The sequence below is a fragment of the Denitrobaculum tricleocarpae genome (assembly GCF_007004665.1).
GTDB classification, from domain to species: domain Bacteria; phylum Pseudomonadota; class Alphaproteobacteria; order Kiloniellales; family Kiloniellaceae; genus Denitrobaculum; species Denitrobaculum tricleocarpae.
The window spans coordinates 18,583-41,614 of sequence record NZ_ML660052.1 but is presented as its reverse complement, the minus strand read 5'-3'; the positions used below and the strand labels follow the sequence as shown (position 1 = coordinate 41,614).

20 protein-coding genes are annotated in these 23,032 nt (G+C 60.7%); 17 read left to right on the top strand and 3 right to left on the bottom strand.

The annotated features are described in order from the left end of the window. Positions 1 to 159: 159 nt before the first annotated feature. Positions 160 to 1,407, bottom strand: coding sequence for a DegT/DnrJ/EryC1/StrS family aminotransferase (locus tag FKG95_RS00185; RefSeq protein WP_142893953.1), 1,248 nt, complete (start codon positions 1,405 to 1,407; stop codon positions 160 to 162). 365 nt (positions 1,408 to 1,772) lie between these two features. On the opposite strand from FKG95_RS00185, the gene FKG95_RS00180 reads away from it, so the two are divergent. Further along, positions 1,773 to 2,858 carry a LacI family DNA-binding transcriptional regulator gene (locus FKG95_RS00180; protein WP_142893951.1) on the top strand — a complete coding sequence of 362 codons (1,086 nt, stop codon included), beginning with the start codon at positions 1,773 to 1,775 and terminating at the stop codon, positions 2,856 to 2,858. Here FKG95_RS00180 and FKG95_RS00175 read toward each other — a convergent pair. Further along, positions 2,825 to 5,245, bottom strand: a complete 2,421-nt coding sequence (locus FKG95_RS00175; protein WP_142893949.1) for a GcvT family protein — start codon at positions 5,243 to 5,245, stop codon at positions 2,825 to 2,827. The two genes, FKG95_RS00180 and FKG95_RS00175, sit on opposite strands and share 34 nt — an antisense overlap. A 200-nt stretch (positions 5,246 to 5,445) precedes the next feature. On the opposite strand from FKG95_RS00175, the gene FKG95_RS00170 reads away from it, so the two are divergent. Then, positions 5,446 to 7,011, top strand: a complete 1,566-nt coding sequence (locus FKG95_RS00170; RefSeq protein WP_142893947.1) for a trimethylamine methyltransferase family protein — start codon at positions 5,446 to 5,448, stop codon at positions 7,009 to 7,011. On the opposite strand, the gene FKG95_RS00165 is transcribed toward FKG95_RS00170, so the two are convergent. Next, the gene (locus tag FKG95_RS00165; RefSeq protein WP_142893945.1) at positions 7,008 to 8,066 is read right to left on the bottom strand and encodes a LysR family transcriptional regulator; all 1,059 of its coding nucleotides are present in this window, start codon (positions 8,064 to 8,066) and stop codon (positions 7,008 to 7,010) included. The genes FKG95_RS00170 and FKG95_RS00165 overlap by 4 nt on opposite strands. 307 nt (positions 8,067 to 8,373) lie before the next feature. On the opposite strand from FKG95_RS00165, the gene urtA reads away from it, so the two are divergent. The 15 genes from urtA to FKG95_RS00090 all read left to right on the top strand — a co-directional run bounded on the left by urtA (position 8,374) and on the right by FKG95_RS00090 (position 23,011). Further along, positions 8,374 to 9,678 carry an urea ABC transporter substrate-binding protein gene (gene urtA / locus FKG95_RS00160; protein ID WP_142893943.1) on the top strand — a complete coding sequence of 435 codons (1,305 nt, stop codon included), beginning with the start codon at positions 8,374 to 8,376 and terminating at the stop codon, positions 9,676 to 9,678. A gap of 99 nt (positions 9,679 to 9,777) precedes the next feature. Beyond that, a complete protein-coding gene (gene urtB / locus FKG95_RS00155) occupies positions 9,778 to 11,394 on the top strand; it encodes an urea ABC transporter permease subunit UrtB (protein ID WP_142893941.1) in 1,617 nt (538 codons plus the stop codon). Then, positions 11,391 to 12,539: an urea ABC transporter permease subunit UrtC gene (urtC, locus tag FKG95_RS00150; RefSeq protein ID WP_142893939.1), complete on the top strand. Its 1,149-nt coding sequence runs from the start codon at positions 11,391 to 11,393 to the stop codon at positions 12,537 to 12,539. The genes urtB and urtC overlap by 4 nt, the downstream gene beginning before the upstream one ends. Further along, positions 12,536 to 13,285 (top strand): urea ABC transporter ATP-binding protein UrtD, encoded by a 750-nt coding sequence (gene urtD / locus FKG95_RS00145; RefSeq protein WP_142893937.1) that lies wholly within the window; start codon positions 12,536 to 12,538, stop codon positions 13,283 to 13,285. Before urtC ends, urtD begins: the two co-directional genes overlap by 4 nt. Before the next feature lie 3 nt (positions 13,286 to 13,288). After that, the gene (gene urtE, locus FKG95_RS00140) at positions 13,289 to 13,984 is read left to right on the top strand and encodes an urea ABC transporter ATP-binding subunit UrtE (RefSeq protein ID WP_142893935.1); all 696 of its coding nucleotides are present in this window, start codon (positions 13,289 to 13,291) and stop codon (positions 13,982 to 13,984) included. Positions 13,985 to 14,000: 16 nt separating this feature from the next. Beyond that, positions 14,001 to 14,879 (top strand): urease accessory protein UreD, encoded by an 879-nt coding sequence (locus FKG95_RS00135; RefSeq protein WP_142893933.1) that lies wholly within the window; start codon positions 14,001 to 14,003, stop codon positions 14,877 to 14,879. Positions 14,880 to 14,897: 18 nt separating this feature from the next. Beyond that, complete coding sequence (locus FKG95_RS00130; RefSeq protein ID WP_142893931.1) at positions 14,898 to 15,200, top strand: urease subunit gamma; 303 nt, start codon at positions 14,898 to 14,900, stop codon at positions 15,198 to 15,200. A 26-nt stretch (positions 15,201 to 15,226) separates the two neighbouring features. Next, positions 15,227 to 15,535 (top strand): urease subunit beta, encoded by a 309-nt coding sequence (locus FKG95_RS00125; protein ID WP_142893929.1) that lies wholly within the window; start codon positions 15,227 to 15,229, stop codon positions 15,533 to 15,535. Then, positions 15,535 to 17,244 carry an urease subunit alpha gene (gene ureC, locus FKG95_RS00120; RefSeq protein ID WP_142893927.1) on the top strand — a complete coding sequence of 570 codons (1,710 nt, stop codon included), beginning with the start codon at positions 15,535 to 15,537 and terminating at the stop codon, positions 17,242 to 17,244. Before FKG95_RS00125 ends, ureC begins: the two co-directional genes overlap by 1 nt. A 12-nt stretch (positions 17,245 to 17,256) precedes the next feature. Further along, positions 17,257 to 17,763 carry an urease accessory protein UreE gene (locus tag FKG95_RS00115; protein WP_142893925.1) on the top strand — a complete coding sequence of 169 codons (507 nt, stop codon included), beginning with the start codon at positions 17,257 to 17,259 and terminating at the stop codon, positions 17,761 to 17,763. Next, positions 17,711 to 18,451 carry an urease accessory protein UreF gene (locus FKG95_RS00110; protein ID WP_218940020.1) on the top strand — a complete coding sequence of 247 codons (741 nt, stop codon included), beginning with the start codon at positions 17,711 to 17,713 and terminating at the stop codon, positions 18,449 to 18,451. The genes FKG95_RS00115 and FKG95_RS00110 overlap by 53 nt, the downstream gene beginning before the upstream one ends. Further along, positions 18,448 to 19,188, top strand: coding sequence for an urease accessory protein UreG (gene ureG / locus FKG95_RS00105; protein WP_142893921.1), 741 nt, complete (start codon positions 18,448 to 18,450; stop codon positions 19,186 to 19,188). The genes FKG95_RS00110 and ureG overlap by 4 nt, the downstream gene beginning before the upstream one ends. Before the next feature lie 336 nt (positions 19,189 to 19,524). After that, positions 19,525 to 20,889: a restriction endonuclease gene (locus tag FKG95_RS00100; RefSeq protein WP_142893919.1), complete on the top strand. Its 1,365-nt coding sequence runs from the start codon at positions 19,525 to 19,527 to the stop codon at positions 20,887 to 20,889. A gap of 13 nt (positions 20,890 to 20,902) precedes the next feature. Next, positions 20,903 to 21,988, top strand: a complete 1,086-nt coding sequence (locus FKG95_RS00095) for a DNA methyltransferase (protein ID WP_142893917.1) — start codon at positions 20,903 to 20,905, stop codon at positions 21,986 to 21,988. A gap of 3 nt (positions 21,989 to 21,991) precedes the next feature. Continuing rightward, positions 21,992 to 23,011: an HNH endonuclease gene (locus FKG95_RS00090; protein WP_142893915.1), complete on the top strand. Its 1,020-nt coding sequence runs from the start codon at positions 21,992 to 21,994 to the stop codon at positions 23,009 to 23,011. Positions 23,012 to 23,032: the final 21 nt, after the last annotated feature.

Sequence of the window (23,032 nt, the reverse complement as noted above, 5' to 3'; positions counted from 1 at the left end):
CTCTTGCTCCTGTTTTAGTTTCTTTTTTAACACTCATGCTTCTGGTTTCTGGCCTCTTCACAGCGTCTTTGGCCGTGTTTCGAGGTCAATCTCGGGTTCCCGATGAAGCGCCCGAATTCCCCAATCCGAACGCATCTGTCTCTTCAAAACGTCTTTCCCTCAGGCAGTGTGCCTGATCTTTTCGGACCCGTTTCCGACCGACCGGGCCGCCGCCACGGCCTGCTTCAAGACTGCAGCTATGGTCCGGCAATCCGCCTCGCTCAGCCAAAGCGGCAAGCGAAAGTCGCAAAGCCGGCTCAGAATACGGTCCGCGTTGGGGACCGCGCCGGCCGCCGACCCATCAATATAGCGCCAGTGATCATGACGGCTGGTGAAGCCGACGGGATCGGTTGCGCCGAACCATTTTACATGGACGCCATGGGCGTCGGCATCCTGAATGAAGTGCGCAAGCTGCCCGTCATCCAGGAGATCGGGACTGACAGAAAACTGCATCGAAGTCGGCGCGAAGTCTTCTTCTGCGGGCCGTGCGGGGAGGACAAGTCCGTCAATCCCGGCAAGCTCGGCTGCCAGAGTGTCGTAAATTCGCCGCCAGCGGAGATTTCGCTCATCCAAACTCGCAAGCTGCGGGCGCAGCAGAGCCGCGACCAGCCCGGACATCCGCATGGAACAGTTGGGTGTTGAAAAACGATGGCGCTCGAAGACTTCCATCGGTGGCCGGGCGCGGTGCTGCGCGTAAAGCATGTAGCTGCCGGACAGCAGGATCGCGCGGGCCGCAAGATCCTCATCATCGGTGACGATCAGGCCACCCTCGCCGGAGTTGATCTGTTTGAAGGTTTGCGCACTGAAGCACCCGGCCTTGCCGAAGGTACCGGTCAGGCGACCGTTCCAGCCGCCGCCCATGGTATGGGCACAGTCTTCGATCATGGTAATGCCGTGCCGCGCGCAGATTTCGACGACCGCATCCATATCGGGGATATGACCGCGCATGAAGGACATGAGAAAGAAGCCTGCACCGCTCTCAGCCGCTTTGCGGTCCAGGTCCTCAAGGTCAACGACATAGCGATCGTTGATATCGACAAGGACAGGGTCGGCACCGGCATGAGAGATCGCGCCCGGAACCGGCGCCAGCGTGAAGGCGTTGACCAGGACCTTGTCACCGGCACAAACCCCTGCTGCCTTGAGAGCAAGGAAAATGGCACAGCCGCCGGAATTTACGGCAACGCAGTACTTGCGGCCCTGATAGGCCGCGAACTCCTGCTCCAGCAATGCGGCCTCGGGAATGGAACTGCGGTCCTCGCCATAGCGAAACAAGCGCCCGTCACGCAGCAAACGGACAGCGGCTTCAATTCCGGCCTCCGGAACCGGGTCCGGTGCGCTCAAATCCCCTGAAAAGGTGACTTCGGCCATTGATTCGCACTGCCCATCCACAGCCGATCTCACGTGCCGGCCTGTTGCGTCAGCTTGAAGACATTCTGCTTTGCTCGCAAACCCAGTCCCTGCAAACCCCGTCTCCGAAAAGTCTGTCCCTGGAAAGGCACCGCTCGCAGCTTGCGCCTTTCTGAAAGCGCTTTCAAAACGCCTCTCTTTTTCAAAACAGATCACATAGCTTGGTAGTGAGTCAACAAGGCAAGACAACTCCGGTCTTTGTAATTGAGTTGTATGGGAAAAATTTCTGTCTTCGTTTTGTTTGAAGAAAGAATATATGCTGGTCGACGGTTTGCTACGACGAAGCAGGAGGGTCAAAGGGCCGTCTCCATGGAAAGGCTTTCAGATTGAAGCGGCGCACAACCACGACTTTGGACGACGTCGCCCGGGCCGCCGGGGTTTCGCCGGCGACTGTTTCGCGCTGCATTAACCGGCCGGCGAGCGTGCGCGAGGAGAAACGCGAACGCATCCTGAACACTATCGAACGGCTGGGCTATGTCCCCAATGGTTCGGCACGCGCCCTTGCGTCCAAAAAGACCCGCATGATCGGTGCCATCATGCCCTCGCTCGACAACATGTTGTTCGGCGGCCCACTGGAGGCTTTTCAGAAGGAAGTGGGCAGCGCCGGTTACACGGTTGCGGTCGCCTGTTCCGAGTACGACCCGCAGCAGGAGAGGATCCACATCCGGAACTTCCTGGAGAGCCGGGTCGACGGACTCCTGCTGGTGGGGGCGCAGCGGGATCCGGACATATACCGCCAGCTCGAGCAACAGGGCGTTCCCTACGTATTGACATGGATCTCGAGCGACACGCGCAAAGAACACTGCGTCGGTTTTGATAACGCCGCCGCCGCAGAGCAACTGGTCGACTATCTGGTCACTCTGGGACACCGGCACTTCGCCATGATTTCCGGCTTTATTGAACATAACGACCGCGCGAAGGCCCGTTACTTCGGTGTCCGCAATGCACTGGAGCGTCATGGCCTGAGCCTGCCGCCGGACCAGCTGTTGCATCGCCCCTTTGAGCCGGACGCCGGCCGGGACGCTTTTCATCTCCTCATGTCCGCGGAAAATCCGCCGACCTGTATCCTCTGCGGCTCCGAACCCCACGCCTACGGCGCGCTCTTTGAAGCCAGGGATATGAACGTCGACGTCCCCGGCGAAGTGTCGGTGACGGGCTTCGACGACATGTGGCTGGCAAGTCAGATCTCACCGCCCCTGACCACAGTGCGGACACCGCGCGGCCGCATGGGGCGTCAGGCCGCCCATCACCTGCTCGCGCAGCTTCGGGGCGAGCGCCTTGTCGCGCCGCGGCCGATCGAGACAACGCTTGTGGTGCGAAAATCCACCGCGCCGCCCCGGCCGACACCCCTGTTGCAGCGCGTCGACACAGATCATTTTCAAGCCCGAACGCGCGTGAAGTCAGGATCGTAGAGACACGGCTCGGTTACAGCGGCGCCGACCGCTTCACCAATCACCTCAACCTCGAGCCTGGTCCCCAGTGACGCGAGTTCCGGCCCAACGAATCCCGCCGCGATGTTGTTACCGACGCGGTGGCCCCAGGACGCGGAGGTCACGGTCCCCACGACCTTGCCAGCCGAGAGGATTGAGTCGCCCGGCTGCGCCGGCGCCGTCTCACTCTCCAAAACCATGCTGACAAAAGAACGGCGCGGGCCCGCCGACATCATCTTCTCCAGGGCGGGCTTGCCGACAAAGTCTTTGTCCAGTTTGACGAAGCGCTGGAGCCCCGACTCAAAGGGATTGAATTCCGTTATGAGATCCGCTTTCCAGTGACGGAAGCCCTTTTCGAGGCGCATGGACTCGGTCGCGGCGAGGCCGAAAGGCTTCAGGCCGAATTCCCGCCCCGCCTCCCAAAGCGTCTCGAAGGCAAGGGAAAGCTGTTCGTTGGGAATGTGCAGCTCCCAGGCCAGTTCGCCAGAAAATGACACGGACATGGCCAGAGCCTCGGCATTGCCGATCATTACAGGGCGGGCCGAGAGCCAGGGGAACGCCGCCTTCGACCAATCGCAGCGCGGGGCGGCTTTCCTGAGCAGGTCCCGCGCGCGCGGACCCGCGACGACAAGAATGGTCATGCGGTTCGTGAGGCTCTCGATCCGGATCGAACCATCCCCGGGGAGTCTCTCGTGCAGCCAGTCCATATCGTGATACTCCGCGGCCGCCGCCGATCCGAACCACACCCGCTCCTGGGCCAGGTTTGCGAGCGTCGCCTCACCCTTCACGTTGCCGAGTTCGTTCAGAAAATAGGTCAGTGCCAGCTTGCCGGGCTTGCGCGGAACCCGCGAACAGACGATCCCATCCAGCCAATCCAGAACGCCCTCGCCGGCAATCTCGAAACGGTTAAAGCCGGAGACCTCCATGATGCCGACGCCGCTTTGAACCGCCTTAACCTCCGCGGCCACCACATCGAAACTGTTGTTGAAGCGGAAGGAATGTTCTTCCCTGAAGTCGGGATCCGGCTTGAAATAGAGCGCACGCTCCCAGCCGTTCACGACCCCGAACTCCGCGCCCAATTGCGCCAGGCGGGAAGTCAGCGGCGTGGTCTTCATGGGCCGCCCTGCTGGCCGGTGCTCATGGGGCATATGGAAGCGGAATTCGTTCTGATAATCCTCGATCGCCTTTAAGGCCGTATACTCAATGTTGGCATAACGCGTGAAACGCCGGGGATCGAGTGCCCAGGTGTCGTAGCAGGCTTCGCCGTGGACAATCATCTGCGCCAGGAGCCAGCCGTGCCCCCCGCCTTCGCCCAGACCCGCGCGCAAACCGGTCAGGCACCAGGCATTGCGCTTGCCGGGGATCTTGCCGACCAGCGGCACGCCGTCCGGCGTGTAGGTGATCGGCCCGTTGATGATGGTATGGATGCCGGCCTCCTGCAAACAGGGCAGCCGGGCGAAGGTTCCCTCCATGGTATCGATACAGCGGTCCAGATCGTCCGGGCAAAGCGCGTTGGTGAAATTCGGATCGATGCCGTCGAGACCCCAGGTCTTGCAGTCCTGCTCGTAAAACCCGACCAGCAGGCCGTGCTTCTCTTGACGGGAGTAAAAGTCATTGGTCGGGCAGCGCAGCAGCGGCACCCGGAAGTCCAGCGCCTCGATTTCAGGAATAGGTTCGGTCAGCAGATACTGGTGCTCCATGGAAGCGACCGGCAACTCGACGCCCATCATGGCTGAGATCTCATTGCAGCGGTAGCCGCCGGCATTGACGATCATCTCGCAATGAATATCGCCCTTCTCGGTGTGGACGATCCAGCTATCGTCGGGCTTTTGCGTGAGGTCCGTCACCGCCGTGTGCCGGTAAATCTCCGCGCCCGCCAAACGGGCCCTGCGGGCGAGTGCCTGGCAGAGCTGGGCGGGATCGATATCACCGTCGAGCGGATCCCAAAGCGCACCCAGAAGATTGTCGGTGGTGATCAGGGGATGGCGCCGCTTGCATTCCTCCGGGTCGAGCAGTTCGAAATCGACGCCCATGCCCTTGGCCAGGGACATGAAGTGCCGGTAGCCGTCCAGGTGATCCTGGGTCGAGGCCAGGCGCAATCCGCCAGTGGCATGGTGGTAGTTGATCGGGTACTCGGGATCGTCGGCCAGCTCCTTGTAGAGCCGGATGGAATGGCTCTTGAGGCCGACCATGACCTGGATACCGCCGAAATTCGTAACCTGCGCCGCCGAATGCCAGGTGGTGCCGGAGGTCAGCTCGTCGCGCTCCACCAGGACGACATCGCGCCAACCCTCCCGGGTCAGGTGATAAAGGGCGCTGCAGCCGCCGATGCCGCCGCCGATCACAACAACACGTGCGTGCGATTTCATGCCTGCTCTCTTAACTCATAACCATTGACTTCCTTGCACCCCGCCAGCATGCGCAAAGCCGGCAAGAGATTTCACGGTCAAAATCCAAGTTAAGGCAGATGGCGGGACAGTCTTCGGTTTTCCTGAAGCGCCTTCGCAGTCTTAGGCGGGGAGCCTCAAGATCGGGCAGACTGAATCCGGACAGGCGGGAGTGAATGGAGATGACGTCGGAAGAAACGCGGATCGGCCGGCGCGGTGGTGGCCGCGCAGCACGCAAGGCGGCACGCCTGGCCCCCGAAGTCGAAGTCGATCCCTGCACACCCGGCCAGCGCGGCGGTGCCTATCGCCCGCTTTCGGATGCCAAACTGAATACGATCTGCAACGAAGCTTTCCGCGTTCTCGAAGAAATCGGGATGAGCGAAGTCCCGCCGATGGTGCAGGAAATGGCGCTGGCCGGGGGCGCACGTCTCAACGACCTTGGCCGCCTTTGCTATCCGCGTTCCATGGTCGAAGACATCATTGCAGGCGCGGCCACAAGCCTTATCTATTATGGCCGCGACCCGAGACATGACTTCGAGGTCGGCGGTGACAAGGTCTACTTCGGCACGGGCGGCGCCGCGGTACAGACCCTGGACCGGAAGAGCGGCCTCTACCGGCCCTCGACCCTGGCGGATCTCTATGACTTCACGCGTTTAGTCGATACCCTGCCCAACGTGAGCTGGTTCACCCGCTGCTGTGTGGCGACCGATATCCCTGACAACTTCGATCTTGATATCAATACCGCCTACGCCCTGCTTGCGGGCACGACAAAGCCGGTCGGCACCTCCTTTACCCTGCCGGAGTACGTCGCGCCGGTGATTGAAATGTTCGATCTTGCCCTCGGCGGTGAAGGCCGGTTTAGAGAGCGGCCTTTCTGCAAAGCGCATATCAGCCCGGTGATCTCTCCCTTGCGCTACGGCGAGGATGCGGTCGGCGTCGCCCTGGAGTGCATCCGTCTGGGTGTCCCGATCAACAACATCGTGGCCGCCATGTCAGGCGCAACCGCGCCGGCCACCCCCGCCGGCTTTCTGGTGCAATCGACTGCGGAGACGCTGGCCGCCCTGGTGATGGTCAACCTCTTCGCGCCGGGCTATCCGATGATCTTTTCCAACTGGCCCCTGGTCATCGACCTCAGGACCGGCGCCTTTTGCGGCGGTGGCGGCGAGATCAGCATCATGAACGCAGCTTCCGGACAGATCAGCAATCACCTGGGTCTGCCCAGCGGCGTTGCGTCCTCCATGTCGGACGCCAAGGCCGTCGATGCCCAGATGGGGATGGAAAAAGGGATCTCCGCGCTCGCCGCGGGCCTGGGCGGCGCCAACATGATCTACGAGTCCTCCGGCATGATGGCCAGCCTGCTTGGCGCATCCTTTGAAGCCTTCGTGGCCGACGATGAGATGCTCAGCCACGTGCATCGGGCGATCCGCGGTATCGAAGTGAACGAAGAGACTCTGGGCTTCGAGACCATTCGCGAAGCCGTGACCGGCGAAGGCCACTTCCTGGGCGCGGCGCAAACCATGGACGCCATGCAGCGCGATTACTTCTATCCCGCGCTTGCCGACCGGAACGAGCCCCGCACCTGGGAGGAAGCCGGCGCGACCGACCTATGGACCCGCGCCAGGACCCGCGCGGATGAGATCCTGGCGAGCCACTATCCGGACTATATCGAGCCGGAGGTCGATAAAATCATCAGAGAACGCTTCAACATTCTGCTGCCGCGCGGCTGCATGAGATCCGGCGGCAGCTAACCGTGAAGTGCGGTATCCGTATCTGACAGGACCTCGAAAAGCGCGTCACCGGACCCCGAGAGCCGCCGCACCTGCGGTGTGACGCTGTCACCCAGGAAGTTCCGTATCAGATCGGCAACCCGTCCGGGCAAGGTCCCCAGCTCGCCGCGCCGGGCGACCAGGTAAACCTTGCGGGTGAGACGGGTGAAGGGAGACTGGATCACCTCGGTTCCGGCTTCGAAACGCGCACTGTCGAGGATGTTCAGCGGGGTCCCGAGACTCCAGCCGCCGACCATCGCGACCATGGCCAGGATCGAGCGGGAGGCCTCAAAAGAAAAACGTCTTTCGGCGGAAAAGCGATGCCGCCGCAGATGCTGCTCGACGAGACGGCCGATCGGCATCTTCTCGTCGTGATGCACAAAGGGCAACCGCTCCAGCTGGGGCCGGAGCGGCATATCAGGGCTCAGAGCGCCCCGGGCGGCAACGACCGCGAAGGTCTCCTGCAGTAAGGGAAAGACGTCGTAGATCGAGGGGTCGTCCGGCGGCAGGCCGGTGATCGCGATGTCCGCCTCGCGCCGGACAAAGACCTCGGTCATGCTGTCGGACCGGCCGGAGACCGCACTCAGGACGGTCTTGGGATAGGTTTCGTGCAGGGCACCGATCAGATGGGGTGTCACCGACGCATCGAAGTCGTCGATCACCGCGAAGCGAAGTTGCGGCAGGGACGAAAGATTGAGCTCCATCATCTGCGCCTGCGCCTCGGCGATCGACAACAGCACCTTACGGGCATGGCTCAGCAAAAGTGCCCCGGCGGGCGTCGGGCGGATCGGCCGCTCACCGCGATCCAGAAGCGTGGTTCGCGCAAAGGCTTCCAGGTTCGAGATCTGCTGAGAGACCGCCGCCGGGCTGGCACCCAGCCGCTCGGCCGCCCTTGCCATGGACCCGGCTTCATCGACAGCGACCAGGACGCGCAGGGCACGAACCGAGAGGTCGAGAGGGTTTTCCTGAGCCAAAGCAAGTTCCCTGAAGAGACAGACCTGTTGCCGGTCAAGCGGAGCGGCCAGCGTATCGATCATTAGCCGAACTAACGATAGCCGTAAATACACCTTAACCCGTCAGGGGCGCCAAATCGGTCAGAGCGCGTTCTTGATTCGATCAGCCTCGAAATCTGATGCTCATATGCCTAATTTTTATGCTGAACGAACATCTCGCATAATTTTTAGGCGATTTTCTGCATCCCCTGAAAGAAAAGGAAATGCGCCTCCGCAACTTTTCCAATTCTTTACAAAGCATTAATCACTTTATCTCCCGGCGGCGGAGTCTTGGCACGGCGCTTGTAATGACATGTTGCGACGCAACAAAAAAATGCACGGGAGAAGCATCATGTCTAAACTCAACTTCTTGCGGAAAGGGATCGGCGCCGCTGTCGTCAGCGCGGCCCTCCTGTCCGGCTCCGCGGTCGTTTCCGCCGAAGAAACCATCAAGGTCGGCGTTCTTCATTCCCTCTCCGGCACCATGGCCATTTCGGAAACCACTCTGAAAGACGTTATGCTGATGCTGGTCGAACAGCAGAACGCCAAGGGCGGACTACTCGGCAAGAAACTGGAAGCCGTTGTGGTGGACCCGGCCTCGGATTGGCCACTCTTTGCGGAAAAAGCCCGTGAGCTGATCGAGAAGGAAAAGGTCGCAGCTGTCTTTGGGGCCTGGACCTCTGTCTCGCGCAAGTCCGTTCTGCCGGTCTTCGAAGAGCTCAACAGCCTGCTGTTCTACCCGGTTCAGTACGAGGGCGAGGAGAGCTCCAAGAACGTCTTCTACACCGGTGCCGCGCCGAACCAGCAGGCCATCCCCGCCGTCGACTATCTGATGAGCGAAGAAGGCGGCGAGGTAAAGCGCTGGGTGCTGGCGGGAACTGACTACGTCTATCCCCGCACCACCAACAAGATCCTGGAATCTTACCTGAAGTCCAAAGGTGTCGCCGACGAAGACATCATGATCAACTACACGCCTTTCGGGCACTCCGACTGGCAGACGATCGTCTCGGACATCAAGAAGTTCGGCTCCGCCGGTAAGAAAACCGCCGTGGTTTCCACCATCAACGGCGACGCCAACGTGCCTTTCTACAAAGAACTCGGCAACCAGGGCATTGCCGCCGAAGATATTCCCGTCGTGGCTTTCTCGGTCGGTGAGGAAGAACTCGCCGGTCTGGACACCACGCCGCTGGTCGGGCATCTGGCGGCCTGGAACTACTTCCAGAGCGTCGAGGCCGAAATAAACGAGAGCTTCGTCGAAGAATGGAAAGCCTTCATCGGCGATGAAAAGCGCGTCACCAACGACCCCATGGAAGCGCACTTCATCGGCTTCAACATGTGGGCCGCCGCGGTTGAAAAGGCCGGCACGACCGACCCTGATGCGGTCGGCGACGCCATCATCGGCGTGACCGCGCCGAACCTCTCGGGCGGTTATTCGGCCATGATGCCGAACCACCACATCACCAAGCCGGTTCTGATCGGCGAGATCCAGGAAGACGGGCAGTTCGAAATCGTCTGGGAGACCCCCGGCATGGTCGTCGGCGATGCCTGGTCCGATTACCTGGCCGGTTCCGCGGACCTGATTTCCGACTGGCGCAAGCCCCTGGCCTGCGGAAACTTCAACACCAAAACCGGCAAGTGCGGCGGCAGCGGCAGCTAAAGAGGCGCAAATAAATAGGGGGACAGCTTGCACCACAGGGTGTGAGCTGTCCCCACACTTCGCTCTCTCAGCCAACAGCAGCCCCGGATATTCGTTTCAATGTATTGCCTGCGATTCCTCTTGATCCCGCTTCTTTGCGCGCTGATCTTCACCTCGAACACTTCTCAGCCAGCGCAGGCGGCTGATCTGGAAACCGCGCTCTCAGGGCTCGCGGAAAAAAGCTTTAAAGCCCGCCTCAAGGCCGTCGACGACATCGCAGCAACCCAGGACGAACGGGCAGCGGAAGTCCTGGACGCTCTCGTTAAGAGGCAGCTTTTTATCACCAAGGCCGATGGTCACATCGTCCTTCCCGATCCGGCCCAAGAAGGCTCTTACCTCTTCGCATTTAACGGCGAGACAGCGGGCGACTTTTCCAAGTCGGCGTTAAAAAGAGTAAAAATCAACAACCGGATGCGCTCCGCGGTCCGCAAAGCCCTGGGCACGCTGACCCTCGGCAGTGCGGACCGAAATCGGCGCCTTGCCGCGGCCCGCAGCATTTTCAACACGCGCGATTCCAGCGCGCTCGAGTTGCTCGACGGCGCCATCGCCAAGGAAACGGACAGCAGGGTTAAGCGTGAGATGGAACGCGCCCGCGCCGCCGCCCTTCTGGCCTCGGACGCGGAGGAAAGCGACAAGCTTGCCGCCATCGACGTCATTGCGCCCAAGGCCAATCAGGACGCGCTCGCACTGCTCACCCAGGTCGTGAGCAATGACAGCGGCGCAGTTGCGGAACGGGCCGAGCGGGCCATCGCCGAGATGCAAAGCGCCCTGGCGCTCTGGGCAACAGCACAGAACGTCGTTTACGGCATCAGTCTCGGATCGGTCCTGCTGCTGGCCGCCATCGGCCTGGCCATTACCTTCGGCGTGATGGGCGTCATCAACATGGCCCACGGCGAGATGGTCATGATCGGTGCCTATGTGACCTTCGTGGTGCAGGACGTGATCCGCACCTCAATGCCCGATCTCTTCGACTGGTCTCTGCTGATCGCGCTGCCCCTCGCTTTCGGAGTCACGGCTCTAATCGGGATCGCCATGGAGCGGGGCATTATCCGCTTCCTTTACGGACGGCCACTGGAGACCCTGCTCGCCACCTGGGGCGTCTCACTGATTCTGCAACAGGCGGTGCGCAGCATCTTCGGCCCCAACAACCGGCTGGTGGGCAATCCCTCCTGGATGTCCGGTTCGCTGGAACTGGGCCAGCTGACGCTCACCTACAACCGGATCTGCATCATAGCCTTCACCCTGGTGGTTTTCGCCGCGCTTTTCGTCGCCATGCGCAAAACCAGCTTTGGTCTGCAGATGCGTGCCGTGGTGCAGAACCGGCAGATGTCGGCCGCCATGGGTATCCGCACCAAGTGGGTCGATGCCCTGACCTTCGGGCTGGGCTCGGGCATCGCCGGGCTTGCCGGTGTGGCCATCAGCCAGATCGATAACGTCGGTCCGAACCTGGGTCAGAGCTACATCATCGACAGTTTCATGGTCGTGGTTTTCGGCGGAGTCGGAAATCTCTGGGGCACGCTGGTGGGCGCCATGACCCTGGGGGTCGCCAACAAGTTTCTGGAGCCTTACTCCGGCGCTGTGCTGGCGAAAATCCTGGTCCTGGTCTTTATCATCCTCTTCATCCAAAAGCGGCCGAAAGGGCTCTTCGCCCTCAAGGGCCGGGGGGCGGAAGCATGATCACAGGCATGCTGCTTCGTTCTCTCGACAAGGGAAGTTACTGGTTCCTGGGGCTCCTCGGCCTCATTGCTCTGCTGGTCCCGGCCCTGCATTTGCTGCTCCCGCCGGAAAGCGCCCTTCATGTGCCCGGCTATGCCGTCGCCCTGATGGGAAAATATCTCTGCTACGGGCTGCTGGCTCTCTCGGTGGATCTGGTCTGGGGCTACTGTGGCATCCTCTCACTCGGCCATGGCGCTTTTTTCGCGCTGGGCGGTTATGCCATGGGCATGTATCTCATGCGCCAGATCGGCGACCGTGGCGTCTATGCCAATCCGGAGCTGCCCGACTTCATGGTCTTCCTGAACTGGTCGGAGCTGCCCTGGTACTGGTACGGCTTCGACAGCTTTGGCTTCGCGTTGGCCATGGTGGTGCTCGCACCAGGCATCCTGGCTTTCGTTTTCGGCTGGCTCGCCTTCCGTTCGCGCGTGACCGGGGTCTACCTCTCGATAATCACCCAGGCCCTGACCTATGCCTTGATGCTGGCCTTCTTCCGCAACGAGATGGGCTTTGGCGGCAACAACGGCCTGACCGATTTCAAGGACATTCTTGGCTTTTCCCTGCAAAGCGATACGACCCGCACCGTGCTCTTTTCCGCCTCCGCCGTCGCGGTCGGACTGGGGTACGTCCTCTGCCGCCTGATCACCCGATCGCGGGCTGGCATGGTCCTGGCCGCCATCCGCGATGCCGAGAGCCGCACACGCTTTCTGGGCTACCGGGTCGAGCACTACAAGCTGATGGTTTTCGTTGTCTCCGCCTGTCTGGCGGGGATCGCAGGGGCGCTCTACGTGCCGCAGGTCGGCATTATCAATCCGGGCGAATTCGCCCCGGCCAACTCCATCGAGATCGTCATTGCGGTCGCGGTCGGCGGGCGCGGAACCCTGATCGGGGCGGTGTTGGGCGCGGTGCTGATCAGCTACGCGAAAACCTGGTTTACCGGCGAATTGCCCGAGTTCTGGCTCTTCGCGCTCGGCGGACTCTTTGTCGCCGTCACGCTCTTCCTGCCCAAGGGAATCGCGGGTTTCCTGATCGCACGCTGGCAAGGCTTCAAAGACCGCAAAAGTGCCCCTGGCACGGCAACGGTCGCAAACGAGGGGCCCGCCCAATGAGCGACCTGCCTTCTTCTGTCCTCTATCTCGACGGCATCACCGTCAGCTTCGATGGCTTCAAGGCGCTCAACAACCTCTCGCTCTACATTGAACCCGGCGAGATGCGCGCCATCATCGGCCCCAACGGCGCCGGAAAAACCACCATGATGGACGTCATTACAGGCAAGACCAAACCGGACAGCGGTGAAGTCTTTTTCGACGGCGCCGTCGATCTGGCCAAGCTGGACGAAGCCGACATCGCGCAGTTGGGCATCGGGCGTAAATTCCAGAAACCGACGGTCTTCGAAAATCAGACTGTCGCCGACAATCTGCAGCTCGCGCTCTCCGGTGTGCGCGGCGTCCTGGAGACCTTTCTCTGGTCCGCGAGCGCCAGAGACAAGACCCGGATCGATGAACTGCTTGAGATCATCCGCCTGACACACCTGCGGGACCGTATGGCCAATTCACTCTCGCATGGGCAAAAGCAGTGGCTGGAGATCGGCATGCTGCTGGCCCAGAATCCCAAGGTCCTGCTGGTCGACGAACCGGTCGCGGGAATGACGGATTCCGAGACGGTCGAGACCGCACGCCTGCTGCGCGAAATAGCCGAGAACCACTCCGTCATTGTGGTCGAGCACGACATGAGCTTTGTGCGCGACCTGGACGTCAAGGTCACGGTCCTGGCGGAAGGTTCGGTCCTCGCGGAAGGTTCCCTGGACAGTGTCAGCGCCGACGAGCGCGTCATTGAGAGTTACCTGGGGAGATAGGTTATGCTGAGCGTTTCGAACCTGGATCTCCACTATGGCGCCGCGCAAGCGCTGCGATCGGTCAGCCTGGAGGTCCCCAAGGACAAGGTCACCTGCCTGCTGGGGCGCAATGGCGTGGGCAAAACCAGCTTGCTGCGCGCGATCATGCGTCAGGCAGCCGTCTCGCGCGGGACCGTCACCTGGGACGGTCAAGATGTGACCAAAGCGAGCAGCGAAGATCTGGCCCGCGCGGGTCTGGCCTATGTCCCCCAGGGCCGGGAGATCTTCCCCCTGCTGAGCGTCCGGGAAAACCTGCAGACCGGGCTCTTCGTCCTGCCACGGCGGGAACGGCGCATATCGGATGAAATCTTCGAGCTCTTCCCGGTGCTGGGAGATATGCTTGGACGGCGCGGCGGGGATCTCTCCGGCGGCCAGCAACAGCAGCTCGCCATCGCGCGGGCCCTGGTGATGAAACCGCGCCTGCTGATTCTCGACGAGCCGACCGAGGGTATTCAACCCTCGATCATCAAGGATATCGAGCGGGTCATTCGCCTGTTGCGCAGCCGCGGTGGAATGAGCATCCTTCTGGTCGAACAGTATTTTGACTTCGTCCGCGCGCTGGCTGACAGCTACGCGGTCATGGACCGCGGGGAAATCGTCATGTCGGGCGAAATGAAAAGCGATGACGAGACGGCCATCATGAAGCACCTGACGATCTGACGGGACAGCGGCAGGCATGAATTTGGAGAGCTTGAGCAGAGCGGCGGTTCCGGAATTCCTTGATACGGCAGATAGCTCCCGGTCGAGGCCCGCGAAGCTGCAGCGCGCTCAGGGCGCTGTACGGCTGTCCTTCAAGCATGCCGCGGGCCGCAGCAGGATTGGCGATCTTTTCCAGCAGGGTTGCCTGAAAGCGCGCCTGCCCCGGATCGCCGCGCAAGGGCCGGAAGCGGTCCTGGTCAACACCTCCGGCGGCCTAACCGACCGCGACCATCTCTCGATCGAAGCCACCTGGGGAACAGGCACTGATGCGGTCGTCACCACCCAGGCCTGCGAGCGGATCTACAGGTCCCGCGCCGAGCCCGCCCGGATCGACAGCCGGATCGACGTCGCTGCCAACGCCTCGGCTTATTGGCTGCCGCAGGAGACCATTCTTTTCGACAGCGGCCAGCTGGACCGCCAAACCCAGGTCAGTCTGACCGCCTCCTCGCGGCTTGTCGCCTGCGAGTCGATAATCTTCGGCCGCCCCGCCATGGGCGAAGAGGTCCGCTCCGGCCTGCTGCGGGATTCCTGGCGGATCGAACGGGATGGTCAGTTACTCTTCGCCGACCGTCTGGGCTTTTCCGGCGATCCCGTAGCGCAGCTCAACCGCACCGCGATCGGCAACGAAGCCCGCGCCATCGCGAGCGTCATCGTTTGCGCGCCTGACAGCAGCACACTCCGCGACGCGATCCGCCCTCTTCTGGATCAGTCGGGCGTTGTGGCGAGCTGCAGTGATCTCGGCGGTGTTGTCCTGACCCGCATTCTCGCGCCCAGCGGCTACAGGCTGCGTGCCACCCTCATTCCACTTCTTGAAAGACTGCGCGGCGGCGCTCTGCCGCGCGTCTGGACCTGTTAGCGACCCGGAAGGACCGACATGAACCTGACCCCGAGAGAAAAGGACAAGCTGCTGATCAGCATGGCCGCCATGGTGGCGCGCCGCCGGCTGGAGCGCGGTGTCAAACTCAATCACCCGGAGGCCATCGCCCTGATCACCGACTTCGTGGTCGAGGGCGCGCGCGACGGCCGCAGCGTTGCCGAGCTCATGGCCGAGGGCGCGCAGGTCATCACCCGCGACCAGGTCATGGAGGGCATTGCCGAGATGATCCACGACGTCCAGGTTGAAGCCACCTTCCCCGACGGCACCAAGCTGGTGACCGTTCACGAACCGATTCGCTGAGCCCCCGGTCAAAGGAGACAGCCCCCATGATCCCAGGTGAAATCATCACGGCCGACGGCGAGATCACGCTGAACGAAGGCAGTGAAGCGACGACCCTTGAGGTTGCGAATAGCGGCGACCGCCCGGTGCAGGTCGGCTCCCACTATCACTTCTTCGAAGTCAACCCGGCCCTGCAGTTTGATCGCGAGGCGTCGCGCGGCCAGCGTCTGGACATCGCCGCCGGCACCGCCGTACGGTTCGAGCCCGGCCAGACCCGCGAAGTCACCCTGGTGCCTCTGCGCGGCAAGCGGGCCGTCTTCGGCTTTAACGCAAAAGTCATGGGAGGGCTCGACTGATGCCCGCAAAAATCTCCCGATCGACCTATGCCGCCATGTACGGCCCGACCACCGGGGACAAAGTGCGGCTCGCCGATACCGAGCTCTTTATCGAGGTAGAAAAAGACCTGACCACCTACGGCGAAGAGGTCAAGTTCGGCGGCGGCAAGGTCATCCGCGACGGCATGGGCCAGAGCCAAGCCTCCCGGGCCCAGGGGGCAGTGGATACGGTCATCACCAACGCCCTGATCGTCGATCACACAGGCATCTACAAAGCCGATGTCGGACTGAAAGACGGACGGATCGCCGGGATCGGCAAGGCGGGTAACCCGGATACCCAGCCGAACGTCGACATCATCGTCGGCATCTCGACGGAAGCGATCGCCGGGGAAGGCAAGATCCTGACGACCGGCGGCTTTGATGCCCATATTCATTTCATCTGCCCGCAGCAGATAGAGGAGGCTTTGACCTCCGGCGTAACCACCATGCTGGGTGGCGGCACCGGTCCCGCCACCGGCACCAACGCCACCACCTGCACGCCCGGTCCCTGGCACATCGGACGCATGCTGCAGGCCGCCGAGGCCTTTCCCATGAATCTGGCCTTTTCGGGCAAGGGCAATGCCTCGCAACCGGCCGGTCTGATCGAACAGATCGAAGCCGGCGCCTGTTCCCTGAAGCTGCACGAGGACTGGGGCACCACCCCGGCGGCTATCGACTGCTGCCTTTCGGTGGCGGAAGACATGGACGTGCAGGTCATGATCCACACCGACACCCTGAACGAGTCGGGCTTCGTGGAGCACACGATCGAGGCGCTGAAGGGCCGAACCATTCACGCCTTCCACACCGAGGGCGCGGGCGGCGGCCACGCCCCCGACATCATCAAGGTCTGCGGCCTGCAGAACGTCATTCCCTCCTCCACCAATCCGACCCGGCCCTACACGGTCAACACGGTGGATGAGCATCTGGACATGCTGATGGTCTGCCACCACCTGGATCCTTCCATTGCGGAGGACGTGGCCTTCGCGGAGAGCCGGATCCGGAAAGAGACCATCGCGGCGGAAGACATTCTGCACGACATCGGCGCCTTCTCGATCATCGCCTCGGACAGCCAGGCCATGGGCCGGGTCGGCGAGGTTCTGATCCGCACCTGGCAGACTGCCGACAAGATGAAGCGCCAGCGCGGAAAACTGCCCGAAGAGACCGGCGACAATGACAATCTCCGTGTCCGGCGCTACATCGCGAAATACACCATCAACCCGGCCATCGCCCACGGCATGTCGGCCCACATCGGCTCGCTGGAGGTCGGCAAACTGGCCGATCTGGTGCTCTGGTCCCCGGCCTTTTTCGGCGTGAAACCGGATCTGGTCCTGAAGATGGGCAGCATCGCCATGGCCCCCATGGGTGACCCCAACGCCTCGATCCCGACGCCTCAGCCGGTGCACTATCGCCCCATGTTCGCGGCCTTCGGCAAGTCCCTGCCCAAGAGCCGGGCGACCTTCGTCTCGGAAGCCGCGATGGCCGGGGATATCTGGGAAGATCTAGGCCTGGAGAGCGAAGTGCTGGCGGTCAGCGACATCCGCAAGGTGACCAAGGCCGATATGGTCCTGAACGACAAGACGCCGGAGATCGAAGTCGACCCGGAGACCTACGAGGTGCGCGCCGACGGCGAACTCCTGACCTGCGACCCGGCGGAAACCCTGCCCATGGCGCAGCGCTATTTCCTTTTCTAGGCGAAACAGAAGATGATCCGCGCCTCCCAGCACCTTCCCGCCGGCCAGTGGAACGGCCCGCCCGCCGACTCCGTCACCCTGGAGCAGGGTCAGCGGGACCGGCGGCGCATTGCGCTGACAAGCGACGGCGGCCTGCGGTTTCTGCTCGACCTGCCTGAGCGGGTGCTGCTGCGTCATGGCGACGGGCTGCGTCTGGAGGATGGGCGCACGCTGGAAGTGCGCGCTCTGCCGGAACCTCTGCTGGAGGTGCGCGCCAGGGACACACCGCACCTGCTGCGCCTGGCCTGGCACCTGGGCAACCGCCATCTGGAATCGCAGATCGAACCGGACCGCATCCTGATCCGCCGCGACCGGGTGATCGCCGATATGCTGGAGCGCCTGGGCGCCGAGGTCGGTAAGGTCGTGGAGCCTTTCAATCCGGAAGGCGGGGCTTACGATAGCGCCGGTCATGGTCACGGGCACAGCCATGAGCACGACCATAGTCACGCGCATAGCGACGGACACGGCCATGACCAGTGAGTCCTCTTCCGCTCTCTACCGCCTGCTCACCTGGCTTTCCCCCGCCTATCCGGTCGGCGCTTTTGCCTATAGCCAGGGGCTGGAAACCGCCATCGCGCGGGGGCTGGTGACGGACCGCGCGGGCACGCAGGACTGGATCGGGGACAGCCTGACAGGCGGGAGTCTCTGGAGCGACGCGGTGATCTTCGCCCGCGCCCATGAAGCGGCGCGGGAGCGCGACGGCCCAGACAATCCAACCCTCGCGGAGATCAACGCCTTCGCCCTCGCCTTCCAGCCCGCGAGAGAACTACGGGAAGAGACCCTGGCCCTGGGCAGCGCCTTCCTGCGCACGACACAGCAGGCCTGGCCCTGTGAAACGCTCACGCTTTTGGAAGAGGTGCTCGGTTCCGAAGCGGTTTATCCGCTTGCCGTCGCGGGCGCAGCGGCCGGTCACGGCATCGCAGCGGCGCCGGCCCTGGAGGCCTGGCTGCACGCCGGCGTCTCCAACCTGATTTCCGCCGCCATTCGCCTGGTGCCGCTCGGCCAGAGCGAAGGCCAGAGCCTCCTCGCTGGCCTGGAGCCGGTGATCGCAGAGACCGCCGCCCGCGCCGCCGCAACCCGGCTCGAGGACCTGACCACCAACAATATCATGGCCGAGATCTGCGCCATGGCCCATGAAACCCAGCACACGAGATTGTTCCGCTCATGAGCAGCCCCGATCCCACCGTCAATAGCGGCGCCCGCCCAGAGGGCCGGGCGGAATCCTCCACCAGTGCCGAAGCTCCCAGCCCGCTCCAAAAGTCCCCCTACGGCCCCTTACGCGTCGGCATCGGCGGCCCGGTGGGCTCCGGCAAAACCACCCTGACCCAGCGCCTCTGCGAAGCCCTCCGAGGCCGCTTGTCCGTCGGCGTGGTCACCAACGACATCTACACCCGCGAGGACGCGATGTATCTCGCCCGCGTCCAGGCCCTCGCCGAGGACCGCATCGTCGGGGTGGAAACCGGCGGCTGCCCCCACACAGCCATCCGCGAAGACGCCTCCCTCAACCTCGCCGCCGTCGCCGAACTCAACGCCCGCCACCCGGACCTGGACGTGGTCTTCATCGAATCCGGCGGTGACAACCTCGCCGCCACCTTCAGCCCCGAACTCGCCGACCTCTCGATCTATGTCATCTCCGTCTGCCAGGGCGAAGACATCCCGCGGAAGGGGGGACCGGCGATTACGCGGAGCGACCTGCTGGTGGTGAACAAGACGGATCTGGCCCCGCACGTGGGGGCGGATCTGGAGGTGATGAAGGCGGATGCCGCGAAGGGGCGCGGGGAACGGCCGGTGGTCTTTACCGACCTGAAGCGCCGGGCGGGGATTGAGGAGGTTGTTGGGTTTTTGGGGGAGGTTGGGGGGTTAGGGTTGCGCCTTCCTTGGAACCTTGTGATTTGCCATTCCTAAGCTGAATGAATGGCACCCTATTCTCAAATGCGGTGCCAACAGTGCGAGTATCGCTTCTTGGTCGACCTAAGACGCATGCATAAAGGCCTGCATGCAATAGGCCTCAGCTTGGCATTATCTTGTGGATATCTCTATATCTAGGCAAAGTCACCGTTGCTCACCGCTAGATATAGAGGTTTAATGGTGCGGAAAACACCAAAATGGTGAAGCTATGGCAAAATCGAGATTAGGCAAAAAACTAGTAGGATTAAGTATCAGTCTGGACGAAAGCGATCACAATGCCCTGAGAGCAATCGCAGAGACCTATGATGTCTCGACCTTGAGTGTGGGTCAGAGATGAAAAGAAGCGATCTTCCATTCGGCAGCGAGTTTTCCCCCTCTCAAATCGAGCTTGCTCGCGTTCTGGAGATGGCTGATGAACATGGCGGTGACTGGCACGCCTTTGAGGACGCCGTGCGGGCGACCTATTTCGATAACCACAAGACTACTGAGTACAACCGAGGGAAACTCGCCAACAATACCAAGCTAGGGATGATCGCATATGGGATCATCGACCGGGAGGCGGCCTTGACGGAGTTTGGACAGGAACTGCTCCTGCTCACGAATGATGAGCCATCTCTGTATGAGCGGTTTGCCAAACATATCCTTCTAAATCTCCACGGTATGACGCTTGTGCGCTGCATTCAGGACATGGTGGCCGCAGGTGAAGTTGTGACGCTAACAACGCTTCGAGAGGGACTTGCAGCGCGGGGCGTGCACTATCCCTCCGGCGGTAAGCATCCGAGCATGATGCGCTTGTGGCTTGCCAAAGCAGGTGTGTTTGTCGGGAGTAGATGGCAGGTTAATCCGCATCGCATCGAAGATATTCTTGGGCTTAATCCGGATGAGTTCGAGGCTCTGGCGGACTTTACACCTGAGCAGCGGACATTCTTGCGGGCGCTTGCCAATACTGGAGAGCGCGATCCGCAGCCTGCGAATAAAATCGTGAAACTGGCAACAGCTACCTACGGTATCAAGTTCCCTGAGAAGAGCCTGCCAAAGATGGTTCTGCATAGTCTGGTTGAGGCGGGATACATTACGGCGGACAAAACGACTACCGGACGCGGAGCAAAGCCGTTTCAGGTAGCACCAACCGACAAGCTGATTGCAGATGTTGTCGAGCCGCTTCTGGAACAGTTAAAGGGGCAAACCGATCCGAAGCTTCTTGCACTACTGCGCACGCCGCTCTCCGATATTTTGGAAGAGATCAAAGAGAAAGATCGTTACAAAGCGGGATTAGCACTCGAAGCGCTTGCCTTCAAGATTATGCGCCTCCTGGATATGACTTACGTGGCCACTCGCCTGCGCGCCAACCAGACCGGCGGGGCAGAGGTTGATCTGGTCTTTGAAAGTGCGCGCCTAGTGTTTTCGCGCTGGCAGATACAGTGTAAGAACACTGCGCGTGTCTCCCTTGACGACGTAGCAAAAGAGGTAGGCCTTACACATTTCCTGAAGAGCAATGTCATCGTGATGGTCACGACAGGGGATATCGGCAATGAAGCAAGGCGCTACGCCAATAGGATCATGGCCGACTCCAATCTTGCGATTGTGATGCTGGACGGGGGCGACTTGCACAACATCAGCGATAGCCCAGCTACAGTTATACGGGCCTTCGAGCGCGAGGCGCGTCATGCTATGAACTTAAAGAAACTCGATCTGTAAGGGAGACGAATATATGGCAAAACAAGAACCTCCGACAGTCTTCCACAATACAAAGCTCGGCAAGATTTTTCACGCCGACAGTCTGGCGGTGATGAAGCAGCGCAAAAAAGACTCCGTCAATTTGATTGTGACAAGTCCTCCGTTTGCACTGACTCGAAAGAAAGATTATGGCAACGAACAAGAGGATGCTTACCTGGAGTGGTTCCGGAGTTTTGCAGAGCAGTTCCATCGCATCCTGAAAGAGGACGGCAGCCTTGTCATAGATCTTGGCGGTGCGTGGAAACCAGGACTACCAGTGCGAAGCCTCTATCACTTCAAACTTCTCATCATGTTGTGTGAAGAGTACGGCTTTCATCTTTCTCAGGAGTTTTATTGGTGGAATCCGTCAAAATTGCCGACACCTGCTGAATGGGTAAATGTGCGTCGCATTCGCGTGAAAGACGGCATAAACACTGTCTGGTGGTTGTCCAAATCACCGTGGCCAAAGGCCAGCAATCGGCGCGTCCTGCAGCCCTACAGCGACAGCATGAAAAGTCTTTTGAGTAACGGTTACAAAGCAAAGCTCAGGCCGTCAGGTCACGACATTAGTGAAAAGTTCTCCATTGATAATGGGGCCTCCATTCCGCCGAACTTGATTGCACTACCCAATACCGAGAGCAACAGCAGTTACATGCGCTATTGCAAGGAACAGGGACTCAAAGCGCATCCTGCACGCTTTCCGGCGGCGTTGCCTGAGTATTTCATCCGAATGGTGACAGATCCTGGCGATCTCGTGCTCGACCCCTTTGGCGGAAGCTGCATTACCGGAGAGGTTTGTGAACGACTAGGAAGGCGATGGATCTGTGCTGAATTAGTTGAGTCATATCTCGAAGGCGCAAAAGGCCGCTTTGTAAAGCCTGTTGAACCTCCTAAGGCAAAGAATTCGAAAAAAGAAGATGATGGCTACTATCGGATCGCCCATCCAGGCCTTCTTTGGAACGGCGGTGATGAACGTGAATCTGCGCCCCTTCCCAAGGATGGTGGCAAACTACGTCCGGCGCACATGCGGAAACCAAAAGATGAACCCAAAGAAGTTACGATCATCGAGGCTGCAGAGTAGAGAATGGCGCCACTCCGAAAGCCTGCGCTGTTTCAACTATTCGAGGAATCTCTGTACCAAAGCGGGCAGAGCTTCCTAAGGCTTTCTGAAGAACGCACCCACCCCGCTGCATATCAGATCATGGATGGAGATAAATCCTTCAGGTTACGACTCTACATCTGGAATCTAACATTTGGCGGTCGCGCAAGCCTACCGAATGAGTGGCGGATACAAGTCACAGGGCTGCCTGAGATCGAGGGGCGACAGAGGTTTGTTCCAGAGGTTGGCGGGAAAACGGCAATCCTCGGCTGGTGTGACGATCTGCGTGTTTTTGCTGCCTATGACATTAGCCGCCATAGCGGCCCGCTTGGAGGGTCTCCGTCTATCCAAATACGGCAACCGGCTCTTGAATCGGCTCACATCAACGGACTGGCTCACCAGTTCAAAGGTGAAGAGGAAGTCGCTTTTGCGGTGAAGTCTGCCTATATGGGAACGTATCTGCGCTACATGGACGAACTCCATGCCTGCGGATCATCGGATGAGACGCTTCGACTTCTAGCGGAAATCTGCGAGAACCCTGAAAATATCGACGAGGCAGAGATTGAGGCAATTGTTCCCGAATCACGCCGATACGCTGTTGTATCCACAAAGAAAGCTCTTAGGGACGCTAACTTTAAAGACCGGGTTCTGACTGCCTATTCTCATGCCTGCGCGATGTGCGGTGTGCAGCTTAGACTTCTAGATGCCGCACATATTTTACCAGCAGCCCATCCCGAGAGTACAGATGAAACGTCGAACGGGGTCGCGTTGTGCGCGCTACATCACCGGGCTTATGACCGAGGTCTCGTAACATTCGATGCTGCTTACCGCGTTCACCGCAACGGGCGGATGGAGCAAGACCTGAGCACCAACAATTTGGATGCTGGCCTAGCTGATTTCAGGGACAAGCTGCTTCCTATCATCGCTGTGCCGCCCGCACATGCGGACAGGCCAGCACCAAATTACGTTAATCGTGTGAATGCCATGCGGGGCTGGTTCGTATAGGAGGCCTTCGCGAACCAGAGC